The 12,254-nt window shown below is 45.7% G+C and carries 12 protein-coding genes; 4 read left to right on the top strand and 8 right to left on the bottom strand.

Annotated elements, in window-relative coordinates; all coding sequences use genetic code 11:
* Window positions 1-621: 621 nt before the first annotated feature.
* Window positions 622-993: a methionine-R-sulfoxide reductase gene (locus tag ABIX36_RS14855; RefSeq protein WP_348082946.1), complete on the bottom strand. Its 372-nt coding sequence runs from the start codon at window positions 991-993 to the stop codon at window positions 622-624.
* Between the two features lie 214 nt (window positions 994-1,207).
* On the opposite strand from ABIX36_RS14855, the gene ABIX36_RS14860 reads away from it, so the two are divergent.
* A complete protein-coding gene (locus ABIX36_RS14860; protein WP_348082947.1) occupies window positions 1,208-1,684 on the top strand; it encodes a hypothetical protein in 477 nt (158 codons plus the stop codon).
* A 46-nt stretch (window positions 1,685-1,730) separates the two neighbouring features.
* Here ABIX36_RS14860 and ABIX36_RS14865 read toward each other — a convergent pair whose 3' ends face one another.
* The 3 genes from ABIX36_RS14865 to ABIX36_RS14875 all read right to left on the bottom strand — a co-directional run bounded on the left by ABIX36_RS14865 (window position 1,731) and on the right by ABIX36_RS14875 (window position 4,955).
* On the bottom strand, window positions 1,731-3,248 hold the full coding sequence (locus ABIX36_RS14865) for a serine hydrolase domain-containing protein (RefSeq protein ID WP_348082948.1): 1,518 nt from the start codon (window positions 3,246-3,248) through the stop codon (window positions 1,731-1,733).
* A 294-nt stretch (window positions 3,249-3,542) separates the two neighbouring features.
* Window positions 3,543-4,421 carry a succinate--CoA ligase subunit alpha gene (sucD, locus tag ABIX36_RS14870; protein ID WP_348082949.1) on the bottom strand — a complete coding sequence of 293 codons (879 nt, stop codon included), beginning with the start codon at window positions 4,419-4,421 and terminating at the stop codon, window positions 3,543-3,545.
* Between the two features lie 312 nt (window positions 4,422-4,733).
* Entirely contained in the window at window positions 4,734-4,955 is a 222-nt protein-coding gene (locus tag ABIX36_RS14875) for a hypothetical protein (RefSeq protein ID WP_348082950.1), read from the bottom strand.
* 149 nt (window positions 4,956-5,104) lie between these two features.
* On the opposite strand from ABIX36_RS14875, the gene ABIX36_RS14880 reads away from it, so the two are divergent.
* Window positions 5,105-5,872, top strand: coding sequence for a hypothetical protein (locus ABIX36_RS14880; RefSeq protein ID WP_348082951.1), 768 nt, complete (start codon window positions 5,105-5,107; stop codon window positions 5,870-5,872).
* A 206-nt stretch (window positions 5,873-6,078) separates the two neighbouring features.
* On the opposite strand, the gene ABIX36_RS14885 is transcribed toward ABIX36_RS14880, so the two are convergent.
* The 4 genes from ABIX36_RS14885 to ABIX36_RS14900 form a co-directional block, all read right to left on the bottom strand.
* Window positions 6,079-6,579, bottom strand: a complete 501-nt coding sequence (locus ABIX36_RS14885) for a hypothetical protein (RefSeq protein WP_348082952.1) — start codon at window positions 6,577-6,579, stop codon at window positions 6,079-6,081.
* A 93-nt stretch (window positions 6,580-6,672) separates the two neighbouring features.
* Complete coding sequence (gene dctA, locus ABIX36_RS14890) at window positions 6,673-7,902, bottom strand: C4-dicarboxylate transporter DctA (RefSeq protein ID WP_348082953.1); 1,230 nt, start codon at window positions 7,900-7,902, stop codon at window positions 6,673-6,675.
* A gap of 204 nt (window positions 7,903-8,106) precedes the next feature.
* Window positions 8,107-8,946, bottom strand: coding sequence for a sulfite exporter TauE/SafE family protein (locus ABIX36_RS14895; protein WP_348082954.1), 840 nt, complete (start codon window positions 8,944-8,946; stop codon window positions 8,107-8,109).
* A 245-nt stretch (window positions 8,947-9,191) separates the two neighbouring features.
* Entirely contained in the window at window positions 9,192-9,644 is a 453-nt protein-coding gene (locus tag ABIX36_RS14900) for a hypothetical protein (RefSeq protein ID WP_348082955.1), read from the bottom strand.
* 69 nt (window positions 9,645-9,713) lie between these two features.
* Here ABIX36_RS14900 and ABIX36_RS14905 point away from each other — a divergent pair, with 69 nt between their 5' ends.
* Window positions 9,714-11,552 (top strand): UbiD family decarboxylase, encoded by a 1,839-nt coding sequence (locus ABIX36_RS14905; RefSeq protein ID WP_348082956.1) that lies wholly within the window; start codon window positions 9,714-9,716, stop codon window positions 11,550-11,552.
* Between the two features lie 17 nt (window positions 11,553-11,569).
* Complete coding sequence (locus ABIX36_RS14910) at window positions 11,570-12,109, top strand: GNAT family N-acetyltransferase (protein ID WP_348082957.1); 540 nt, start codon at window positions 11,570-11,572, stop codon at window positions 12,107-12,109.
* Window positions 12,110-12,254 lie beyond the last annotated feature (145 nt).

Genomic DNA, 12,254 nt, shown 5'->3' on the forward strand with positions numbered 1-12,254 from the left:
CTTTTATAGCTATTTGGTGTACGAGAGGTTTGCAGACAGATATGCCACACGAGTTTTAAAATGACAGACAAAAAGCTGCCCTTAATTACTCGTTCCAAACACCCTTAATATCTGCTATTAAACTTTTTTTTTAATACACATAACCCATGAATTTAACATGGTTTTATTCCTGTTTTACCAGCGGTAGAGGCTGGTAAACGGACAGCGTTGAAAGAACTTATAATCCAAAGATAGGGCATCATGCTATTGGAAGTTAATCTAAGTTTTTAACATCCCCTATGAGTTATAAACAATGAAAAATAATTTTTGATAAAGTTGCAAATACAGCACTAATTCCAACCTGCTAACCACCAATGCATTAGTGAAGATACCGAAACCCATTTAGCACAAAAATTGATAACGCTGACATAACTTTAACTTCACTTTTAGTTTACCTTAAACAGACAATTACGCGGCAAAAAAAAGTGCCAACCAAGCCGAATTGAGGCCTTTATGAACCAGGTAGAAATACGGTATTTTGCCCCTTTGCATCCACATCACAAATTGTGGAAAACAATAATTCCCGACTTTTTTTGAGACGGGAATTATTGTTTTTTCTCAACTTTCTCAATACGTGCAAAATTATTTTACATCATCGGCCGAAACGAATTTCATCGACAGGGAATTTACGCAGTGCCTGGTGTTTTTGGGTGTTAAATACTCCCCCTGGAAAACGTGACCCAGGTGGGCGCCACAATTGGCGCAAAGGATCTCGGTACGGCGGCCATCAGCATCGGTTTCCCAGCGTACGGCTCCGGCAATCTCATCGTCAAAGCTTGGCCAGCCGCAATGCGATTCGAATTTTGATTCGGAGGTGTACAGGGGCGCGTCGCAGCGCTTGCAAACGTACAGGCCCTGCGCGTTGTTATTTAATAAGCTCCCGGTAAAGGGGCGCTCGGTTCCTTTATGTAGTATTACGTATTCTTCTTCGGGTGTTAGCTTGTTGTATTCCATTGATAATTTTAAATGAGTGATTTAGCGATTGAGTGAATAAATAACATTTCCGCTTTTATCTTTCTCCCCTTGCTTTCTACATAAATATACGACAATTCGCCTGCTCTAAATGTTTTGAAAGCTGATGTTTACACTGGTTTGACGGTAGAATAAGGGCTTGCTTACGCTGCAACAAAAGCGCTGTTAACACGTTCAACAAATACACCTCAACACCATGAATTTCATTGTCCTGCTGGCTTCATTCTTTTCGTTTACGCAGCCAAAAGCCGTTGCCTTAACCCAACAACCCAAAACAGATACACCGGCTATAGATACTTCCCGCTACGCCGTATTGCCATTTAATAAAGGCCGCGACGGTTTTATTTTCAGTAAGAATTTTGAGCCGGCGACCATCAGCGCCAAAGAAATTCAGATGATAGAGAAGATCATCTCTGTAACAACCACAGAGCATAATAAACAATCAAAAAGCCGCATCAGCAACCCGGGCAAGTATTATAAACAGATAATTGCAGTAACCAACTTAAAAGGCGAAAAGGAGGTTTGGGTAAACTGCTTTTGCACCGCCTACGAAAAACGGCATTGGCGCAAAGGCGTTGTGTTGGTGCTGGATGGCGGCCCCTGCTTTTTCAACATCAAAATAAACCTGAGTAATAATACCGTGATGAGTTTGGCGGTAAATGGGGTAGCGTGAGGCGGAGCCCTAACACATTAACAAATCCGTCATTGAGGCACTGGTGTTACTGCACCACATCCAAATGATACTCCTGTATCAGCGGCGGGTTCTCGGGCGTAAGGGTAAAGCTAACCCTGATATTGGCTTTCTCTCCCTTAATAATAAAATAGCCGCGCAATTGATTCTCGGCGACTATCTCGCCAATGCTAACGGTTTTACCGGCCTTGGCGAAAGCCTCTTCGGCAGCTACTTTTAGTTTATCGGGGAAGTAATCTAAAAAGAAATTATCGGCAAAGATGCCGCTGGCTTTGGCAGTGTTCCAATTTGCGATAACTTTTAGCAGGTCGGCTTTGCGCTTATTGAGGGTGGCTGATGGCGGTAGTGTACGCGGTTTTATTCCCGAGAGCATCAGCAGGGTATCCAACGCGGCGTTGTTGATTGGTGCCGCACGTGCATAGGTTACATTACCGAAGGAGACGATGCCTACGCTATAATCTGGCATTATGTTCCACTGGCTGCCGAAGCCGGGCAAGCCGCCTGTATGGCCCACGTAAATGCGGTTATCGCAATCCTTCATCCAGCGAAGGCCATAGGCGTACGCAGTTACATTGGGGCAAGGCCTGCCGGTTGGGGTTTTGGCGTTGGCGGTTAAATAATTCACATCCCATGGGTACTGCATCTCGCGCACCGAGCTCCGTTTAACCGGGCCGGTTTCTGTATCGTTACGTGCCGGCCACGCATCCAGGTGCAGGGCCATGTACTTACTAAAATCCTCAATGCTGGTGATCAGCCCGCCCATAGCGCCATACGCCCCATCGTGTAATAAAGGTTGTTCCACCCATTGCCCGTCCAGCCAGCGGTAGCCGTGGGCCAGTTTATCTTTTGGCACTTTGGTATATTCCCAATAGGTATGCAACATACCCAGTGGCTTTAAAATATTATCGGTAATGTATTGCTCATAGGTTTTACCACTTGCTTTTTTAATGATGTAGCCCAGCGTAGCAAAGCCCAGGTTGCTGTATTCGTAGCCTGTACCCGGGTTGATGGAAAACTGTACGCCTTTTTTATAGATAGCTATCAACTGCGCATCGCTTACAGCCAGTTGCCTGTCGCCCCAGGGATTATCCTCCGGGTAGCCGGCGGTGTGGGTAAGCAGGTTGCGTACGGTAATGGGGGTGGCATCTTTAGTCAAGTATTTGGTTCCCTTCATCTCGGGGATGTACAAATACGCGGGATCATCCAGCTTTAGTTTACCCTCGTCGCGCAGCTTTAATATGGCCATGGCGGTGAGGCTCTTGGTCATGCTGGCAATACGGAACTCAGATGTAGCATCAACAGGTATTTTTTTGGCGATGTCGGTATACCCTATTCCGCCGGTATGTACCAGTTTGCCATCTACCACAATGCCGTAAGCCGTACCGGGCCAATGATTCTTTTCGGCGTAGTCTTTATACAACTGATCTATAACCGGGTAGGTAGCTTCTATTTTTTTTAACCTGTCGGCATCGGTAAAAGCGGCCGGTTTGTATTGGGCGATAGCTAATGTTGGAATGAATAAAAGGAGGCAGAGGGATTTGCGCATAAGTCTGAATCAGAATTTACCGAATTTAAGAATTTTCAGAATACTGTCTGCACTCGAATTAAACGAATTTACGGAATTGACAGAATAAATAAACACCTCATTGCGAGGAACGAAGCAATCTCCCGAAAGGACATTCGGTCATGCAAAGCGACCCTTCATGCGTAGAGATTGCTTCGTGCCTCGCAATGACGCGGCGGAAAGCAATGGTCCATCCCAAAAAAAGCCCCGGTCGCTAAACCAGGGCTTTTTAATATTTATTCCTATTCTTCCGTTAATCAACGGAGATTAGAGGACTTACGCTATCTTCGCCAACTCCTCTGCCATGGCAGCGCCGATTTCGGCAGGAGATTCTACTACGCGGATACCGCACTCGCGCATGATAGCCATTTTTGCAGCTGCAGTATCATCGGCACCGCCAACAATTGCACCTGCGTGGCCCATACGGCGGCCCGGAGGCGCTGTTTGGCCGGCAATAAAGCCAACAACCGGTTTGGTACCGTTTTCTTTTATCCAGCGGGCAGCTTCAGCTTCCATGCCGCCGCCAATCTCGCCTATCATAATAATACCGTGGGTATCAGGGTCATTCATTAATAATTCAACGGCTTCTTTGGTTGGAGTACCAATAATAGGGTCGCCACCGATACCGATAGCAGTAGTTATGCCTAAACCGGCTTTAACCACCTGATCAACCGCCTCGTAAGTAAGCGTACCCGATTTTGAAACCACACCAACATTACCTTTTTTGAAGATAAAGCCCGGCATAATGCCAATTTTGCTTTCATCAGCAGTAATAACGCCCGGGCAGTTCGGCCCGATAAGGCGTGCATCTTTGTCTGACAAGTATTCTTTCACCTCTATCATATCCTTTGTAGGGATACCTTCGGTAATACAAACAATAACCTTAATTCCCGCTTCGGCAGCTTCCATAATAGCATCGGCACCAAAGGCCGGCGGTACAAAAATGATAGATACATCGGCACCGGTTGCAACAACCGCGTCTTTCACGGTGTTAAAAACAGGCCTGTCTAAATGGGTTTGGCCACCTTTGCCGGGTGTAACACCACCTACCAATTGGGTACCATACTCAATCATCTGTTCCGCATGGTAAGTACCTTCTTTACCGGTAAAACCCTGCACTATTACTTTAGAATCTTTATTTACGAGAACGCTCATCGGCTTTTTTGATTTTGTATGGCAAAGCTAAGTTTATTGCCATTAAAGTCAAATTAAATTTTAAGCCCCGCATATTTTTTACATCCGTATGAAAGGTTGCTACTCCCTTTTTTTTCAAAGCACGTAACGAATCATCCTTTAGGCGCACTTAGCCCCCAGGCAGCATCCATCATTATATAAACTCAGTAAATGTTTTGGTGAGTATAAAAAGATATGCCTTAAGAACAAAGCTAACCACCACCTGTAAAAAAGGCAGCGACAGGCAGGGCTACCTAATAATTAACCATGCTCCGGGCGATATAACACGACAAACTATTGTAAGGGATCGGCCAGCTTAAAATAAGCTAAGCGCCTATCGTTTGTTACTGCCTGCTTGCGTACAGTAAAGGTAAATGGCTTGATGTGCAGGTTAAACAGCAACAAAATAAGCAACGGGAAAATAAAAAGAATAAGCACGCCCAAACATATCACTACATAAATAATGCGGGATAGCTGGGGACGAAAGCCGCTTTCATGGTTAGATGTTGTATTCATATTTGTAGGCTGGTATACTTAGGGATACCTAACTGGTAACTAAATAACCATCAGTTAAATAAATTGTTTATGCTATGAAACTTTTTTTCTCTGTTAAAGAATGTTAAACAATGTTGCCGTTTGCATTAAGCGCTTAATTTTATACGCTAATGAAGTATCTGGCCCTTATTATATTATTGTTTTTACTTGTACGTGCCAATGCACAGATAGTTACAGGTAAACTAATAGATAAGGACACCCAATTGCCTATGAGATACATCTTTATCGCATCCAGTTCGGGCACAGCTTTCACTGATGCTAACGGCGCATTTACGCTAAAGATATATAAAGCTTTTGATACCGTACGCATAAATACCATGGGTTATAAATCTTTTAAATTGGCTGCCGCTAATTGGGGTAATTTCACCCGCACCATCGAGCTGGAAGCACACTACACCCAGCTTGGCGAAGTAACAATCAGGGCGAAGAAGAACTACTATAAAGATTCGGTAAGCCTGCGGCAGGAGTATGCTAAGCAGTTCAATTTCAGGGGGCCACGGTTCAACGAGATCGTGCGGATGCCATCGGTATCTACGCCTTTCGCAGGTATCACTGTTGATGTGGGCAACCTGTTCAGGGCCATCAACAAAAAACACAGTCGCGATTATAAATTGCAGCAGGTTTTACTGCGCGATGAACGGGAGAGCCACGTAAGCGCCCGTTTTACTAAAACTCTAGTTGCCGGCATCACCAAACTACAGGGCGATTCGCTGGAAAACTTCATGAACAGTTACCGGCCAACTGCCGCCGCGCTGGATAAACTGAGTGATTATGATCTGATACGGTACATCAAAGGTAATTTAGCAAATTTTAGGTTAAGTGGAAGAAAGAAGGATGTGCTGCCGCAGATGCTGAAAGCGGGGGAATCGTTGGAGTAGTGGTTTTGTACTTCTGTTGAGGTGCGCTAACCGTAGCACCCTGCCAAACGGCGATGAGGATGCCGCCTTAAGGGACGATTAAAGATTCCGTCATACCGATTTATTTCGGTACCCCACATGCAAGGTAGCCTGATAGGACTGAGTACGCCGCCGCGCGCGCCCTGCGCTGCATACTTGCGCCAGTCGGGGTGAACCATTGGAAACGGCTAAATAAAATCTTCACGAAACGTATAATCGATGTATTCATTAAAAACTTTGCAAAAAGTTTCAAAGAGAATCTCATAGCTATCAACAGGACCATCCATCGGGCGTTTTATTATAAAAATCACATTCGGATATTTATAAAGCAGTAACAAATTCCCGGTTTGATTGGTAAATTGATCACCAAAAAACAAAAAGAATTCTTGACGTTTATCAATCTCCTCGGGTGCTATTTTTTCCTTATCATCTGTAAAAAAAAACCCAACTAAATAATAATCGATTTCAGCAGGAGAAAAAGTATCAAATATGGGTAAATAATAATCTTCTTTATTATTTACAAACTTTTTGTATTCTCTAACAGATTCCATTAGTTCTCCTGATTTGGTAAAAGAACCATAAGTCCTATTTTTCAACCAAAATCTTAATTTATATTTCTTTTTTGTTTTAGTAAAACTAAGTTCTATTCCAAAATAGTCTTTATTCCCAAATAATATTGTTTCTAACATTACACTAAAAATTACGGTCCGGAATTGTTATACTTTCAACCTGCGGTCGGTGTTATCACCGTACCGCCACCTTGCAATTCAAAAACTCCCCCTTCAGGGGGCTGGGGGGCTAAACTCCTTCTCACTCTTCGCCATTACAATAGTAGCCACGCCATTTCCTATCACATTGGTGATGGCCCGCGCTTCGGACATGAATCTATCCACCCCGAAAAGTATGGCCAGCCCTTCTACCGGTATCAGTTTTATAGCAGTTAGGGTTGATGCCAGCACAATAAAGCCGCTGCCGGTTACGCCTGCCGCGCCCTTGGAGGTAATCATGAGGATGCCGATGATGGTGAGCTGCTGGGCAAGCGACAGGTCGATCTTAAATACCTGTGCCAAAAATATAACCGACATGCTGAGATAGATGGTGGTGCCATCCAAATTAAAGGAATAACCTGCCGGGATAACCAACCCCACTACCGACTTGGAGCAGCCGAATTTCTCCATCTTTTCCATCATCCCGGGCAGTGCCGATTCGGACGATGATGTCCCCAATACAATGAGGATCTCCTCTTTTATATGTTTGAGGTAAGCCCATAGACTAAACTTGTACAGGTAGGCAATGAAGTTGAGCACCACAAAAATAAACAGCACCATAGTAAGGTACACCGAGGCCATCAACAAGCCCAAAGGTTGCAGCGTTTTAATGCCATAAGTGCTGATGGTATAAGCCATCCCGCCGAAAGCGCCCAGCGGCGCCACCCGCATCACTATCTTCATGATATTGAACAGCACTTTGGATAGTTTCTCAAACGTAACGATAACCGATTTCCCGGCCTCCCCCATCTTGCTGAGTCCGAAGCCGAAGAGGATGGCAAAGAAAAGCACCTGCAGTATATCGCCCTTGGCAAAAGCATCGAAAGCGCTTGAGGGGATAATATGGGTAATAAAATCGCCCCATTTCATTTCTGAGGCCGCCTTTTCGTAACCTGCCAGTTTGGTAGCATCAACCGGGGCATGGGTGTTAACAAAATTTGCGCCTGGTTTTACCAGGTTAGCAACCGTAACGCCTATTACCAGCGCCAGGGTGGTGACCAGTTCGAAGTATAACAGTGCCTTGCCGCCTACCCTGCCCACTTTTTTCATATCGCTCATGCCGGCGATACCCAGCACAATGGTGAAAAAAATGATGGGCGCGATAAGCATGGTAATTAAACTGATAAAAGTTTTGCTGATCACCTGCGCCGTTGGCGCGAAGCCCTTGAAATAAAAACCCACCACTACGCCCAAGAAAATAGCGAATAAAACCTGGAAGGTAAGGTTGCCGAATATGCGTTTCATCAAAACAATAATAGTTAAAAAAGTTGGGAGAAGTTGGAACGATTGGAGAAGTTGGGAGAAGTTAAAAGGTTGGAAAGTTTATAGTGCACATGTCGCAAATGACCCGCGGCGGGGTGTTCAATGGTGTCCAGGTGCGTTCAGGGGTGTCCAATGTGTCCATATTTTACAAATTGGACACCTTGTAAAACGTTGATATTGAGTATATTATATTTTCCCTGTAAAACCGTTGTAGATCATTTGCCCGGCTAAAAAGGTTACCACAATGGCAAAAACCCAGCGCAGCCAGCCCGAAGACTTGGTATGTACCAATATTTTGGAGCCGGTTAGTGCACCCAGCAGTACCCCGATAACCACGGGCATAGAGATGCCCGGTTCGATGTAACCACGCTGCAGGTAAACAACCGCGCTGGCAGCGGCGGTAACGCCTATCATAAAATTACTGGTAGTGGTTGATACCTTGAAAGGGATTTTCATGATGGTATCCATGGCTATCACCTTCAGCGCCCCCGAACCTATGCCCAGCAAACCAGAGATCACACCGGCAAACAGCATCATAAAAAAGCCGCCGCCTACACGGGTAACGCCGTATTGTACCATGTGCCCGTCGCCATCCGGGTAGCTGCCTTTAAGCTTTAGTTTCTCGGCCAGGTAACTGGGTTCCAATACTATTTTTTCGGCTTTTTTGCGTAGCGACATAATAGCCGAAAAGATAAGGATCACCCCAAAAAGTATAGCGATATAGTGCGTAGGAATATAAATAGCCAGCATGGCACCCGCCAGCGCTCCGAGCGTAGTAGCTATCTCTAAAAACATGCCGAGGCGGATGTTGGTAATACCCTCTTTTACATAGGCCGCCGCCGAACCGCTCGACGTAGCAATAACCGAAACCAGCGAAGCACCAATAGCATAATGAATATCAACACCCAGCAAAAGGGTGAGTAAGGGAATAATTACCACCCCGCCGCCAAGGCCCGTAAGCGACCCCAAAAGGCCTGCAACGTAGGCGCCAATAAGTATGATCAGTGTAAATAAGATTACCGACATAGGCCAAATAATGGTTTACACTGTAAAAGTAATATAAGTTTTTACATTGAATAAAAGAAGTAAACCTACCTGTTTACTGAACTTTTTATGCATCAACCATCTTAAATTACCTAACCAACTCTTTTACAATCAATTTGTTAAAAACCGGCAGATGCTAACAGTTTAAAAAAATATTTTTATATCAAGCTTGTGTTGCACAGGTCGATGGATCAGGGGAAACACAAGGAAACTTAACAGACTTGAGTTTAAACCATCAAACCGAAAAAACACACCCATCCAATAAAAAACAATTGCAGCGGCACTCTAAACCACAGGTAGTTGAGGCCGTTGCCGGTGTTTGTGGCTTTCTCCAGATCTATCTTATTCGCGGCTGCATAAATGTTTGCCGGTAACAGCAATACAAAAAATACGATGAGCAATATGGCGGTAAGGTGCTGTGTTTGGGCGATCATTAATCCCGTAGCGGCGGCAAGTTCCAAAACGCCGGTGAGGTAAACCACGCCGATTTTAAAGGGAACACCCGCGGGCAGCATCATGGCCATGCCTTTTACAAATTTAAAGTGTGCTATGGAGGTAAACACCAACATTACCGCCATGGCCAGCAATCCGCAAAAGGGATAATTAATAGCGCCAAAAGAAAAATACTGCACCAGGCAGGTAAGCCCGAACACAACTAATAAAACTACCAATGGTTTCATAAGCTAAATATAGGGCTTAAATGGGTAATGTGTAATATCTTTGGGCGCTAAACACCAGCGCTACCGCCCATGGCATACAAAAGTTTACAGGACTGCATCACCGATCTGGAAAAGAACAATCACCTTATCCGTATAAAAGAAGAGGTTGAACCCTACCTGCAAATGGCGGCTATTCATCTGCGTGTTTTTGAAAATGAAGGGCCGGCCATCCTGTTCGAGAATGTAAGGGGCAGTAAATTCCCGGCGGTATCAAACCTGTTCGGCACGCTGGACAGGTCGCGGTTTATTTTTAGGGATACCCTGAATAAGATCAAAACCCTGGTGGATATTAAAAACGATCCCATAAAGGCCATCAAACACCCTTTTAAATACGCCAATACGGCACTTACTGCGCTATCTGCCCTGCCCCTGAAGGTTGGGAAGGGCGCGCCTATCAGCTTCGGCAAAACAACTATTGGCGAGTTGCCACAAATTGTAAACTGGCCAAAAGATGGCGGCCCATTTGTAACCATGCCACAGGTATACACCGAGGATATGGACCTGCCCGGCATCATGAACGCCAACCTGGGCATGTACCGCATTCAGCTTGGCGGGAACGATTATATACAGAACAAAGAAATAGGATTACATTACCAGCTGCACCGCGGCATAGGCGTACACCAAACCAAGGCCAACGCAAAAGGGCAGCCTTTAAAAGTGAGCATATTTGTAGGTGGCCCGCCATCGCACCCGGTTGCCGCGGTGATGCCATTACCCGAGGGCTTATCAGAGATGACCTTCGCGGGAGCTTTGGGTAACCGTCGTTTCCATTATTTTTATGACGCGGAGGGGTTCTGTATTTCTGCCGATGCCGATTTTGTGATAACCGGCACCGTGATGCCCATGGACAATAAACCCGAAGGGCCTTTTGGCGATCACCTGGGGTATTATAGTTTGGCACACCCCTTTCCGCTGTTAAAAGTGCATAACGTTTATCACCGTAAGGATGCGGTATGGTCGTTTACGGTAGTGGGCCGGCCGCCGCAGGAAGATACCAGCTTTGGTGCCCTTATCCACGAGATAACCGGCAGCGCCATCCCCAAGGAGATCCCGGGCTTGCACGCCGTAAACGCCGTTGATGCTGCCGGTGTTCACCCCCTTTTATTTGCTATAGGCAGCGAGCGCTACACGCCTTATGTAAAAGAGCGCCATCCGCAGGAGATCATCACTATTGCCAACCATATTTTGGGCAAAGGACAGCTAAGCCTGGCCAAATACCTGTTTATTGCCGCTAAAGAGGACGACCCGAACTTGAACGTAAACGACATAGGCAGTTTCCTGAAGCATATCCTCCAACGCATCGACCTTACCCGCGACCTGCACTTCCAAACCAAAACCTCTATAGATACGCTGGACTACAGCGGCGAAGGCCTCAACAGCGGCAGCAAAGTGGCTATTACCGTTGCCGGTGATATTAAGCGTGAGCTTTGGGGCGAAATGCCATCATCCTTTAGTTTGCCACGCCCGTTTGTAAATCATAAAATGGTGATGCCGGGTATATTAGCGGTAGAGGTACCCAAAAACATCCGTACCAGCGATATGCCTTTAATGCTGGAAATGTTACAAGAACATCTCGGCGAAACCGACCTGAGCGGCCTCCCGCTTATGGTACTGTGCGACGATGCCGCATTCACCGCCCAAAACATCAACAATTTTGTATGGGTGACCTTCACCCGCAGCAACCCATCGCACGATATTTATGGCATCAACAGCTTTACCGAGCATAAACACTGGGGCTGCCACGGCCCGCTGATGATAGATGCCCGCATAAAGCCACACCACGCACCTGTTTTGGAACGCGACCCGGCAGTAGAGAAACTGGTGGATGCGATGGGGGTTAAAGGTGGAGCCCTGCATGGAATAATTTAACGATACATAATTGCCCTATGGAAGTTTTTGAACTTAGGCCTGCAAAATTAGAGAACGAGCTGGTTGAACTACAGCCGTTGCAGGCTGCTGATTTTGACAGGTTATTTGAAGTAGCCGCGGATCCGCTGATATGGGAACTGCACCCGGCCAAAGACAGGTACAAAAGAGAAGTTTTCCAGCTTTATTTTGATGATGCCGTAGCTTCAAACACTTCGTTTTTAGTGATAGATAAAGCAAGCGGTGAGCTTATTGGTTGTACCCGGCTATACGCTATGAACCCTGATGAGTCGAGCGTGGCAATCGGGTATACCTTCCTGGCCCGCAAATACTGGGGCGGAGCTTACAACCGGTCGATGAAAAGCTTGCTGATAGAATATGTTTTTAAGGCAGTGGACAACGTGCTATTTCATATCGCGACCACCAATATCCGGTCGCAAAAGGCTACTGAAAAAATTGGGGCAAGCAAAGTAGGCGAGGTAAATTTTGACCATTATGGTACAAAGTTGCTACATTACGAGTACCGGTTAACAAAGGCAGAGTATTATAAGCAGGCTTAGACAAGCTTTTTCTTTGGTATTCATCTGCACATCTGAAATTTGCACATCTGCACATCCTATCGTAGCTACACGTCGCGTCCCCATCTGAAATCTGCACATTTGTACATCTTCCCCCTCTCCATATCCGCACATTTACTATCTTAGC

It is taken from the genome of Mucilaginibacter sp., from assembly GCF_039925265.1.
Taxonomy (GTDB): domain Bacteria; phylum Bacteroidota; class Bacteroidia; order Sphingobacteriales; family Sphingobacteriaceae; genus Mucilaginibacter.

Coding starts and splice junctions, on each gene's coding strand:
- ABIX36_RS14855 (WP_348082946.1), bottom strand. CDS start 993: ATGGAATACAACAAGCTAACACCCGAAGAAGAATACGTAATACTACAT.
- ABIX36_RS14860 (WP_348082947.1), top strand. CDS start 1,208: ATGAATTTCATTGTCCTGCTGGCTTCATTCTTTTCGTTTACGCAGCCA.
- ABIX36_RS14865 (WP_348082948.1), bottom strand. CDS start 3,248: ATGCGCAAATCCCTCTGCCTCCTTTTATTCATTCCAACATTAGCTATC.
- sucD (WP_348082949.1), bottom strand. CDS start 4,421: ATGAGCGTTCTCGTAAATAAAGATTCTAAAGTAATAGTGCAGGGTTTT.
- ABIX36_RS14875 (WP_348082950.1), bottom strand. CDS start 4,955: ATGAATACAACATCTAACCATGAAAGCGGCTTTCGTCCCCAGCTATCC.
- ABIX36_RS14880 (WP_348082951.1), top strand. CDS start 5,105: ATGAAGTATCTGGCCCTTATTATATTATTGTTTTTACTTGTACGTGCC.
- ABIX36_RS14885 (WP_348082952.1), bottom strand. CDS start 6,579: ATGTTAGAAACAATATTATTTGGGAATAAAGACTATTTTGGAATAGAA.
- dctA (WP_348082953.1), bottom strand. CDS start 7,902: ATGAAACGCATATTCGGCAACCTTACCTTCCAGGTTTTATTCGCTATT.
- ABIX36_RS14895 (WP_348082954.1), bottom strand. CDS start 8,946: ATGTCGGTAATCTTATTTACACTGATCATACTTATTGGCGCCTACGTT.
- ABIX36_RS14900 (WP_348082955.1), bottom strand. CDS start 9,644: ATGAAACCATTGGTAGTTTTATTAGTTGTGTTCGGGCTTACCTGCCTG.
- ABIX36_RS14905 (WP_348082956.1), top strand. CDS start 9,714: ATGGCATACAAAAGTTTACAGGACTGCATCACCGATCTGGAAAAGAAC.
- ABIX36_RS14910 (WP_348082957.1), top strand. CDS start 11,570: ATGGAAGTTTTTGAACTTAGGCCTGCAAAATTAGAGAACGAGCTGGTT.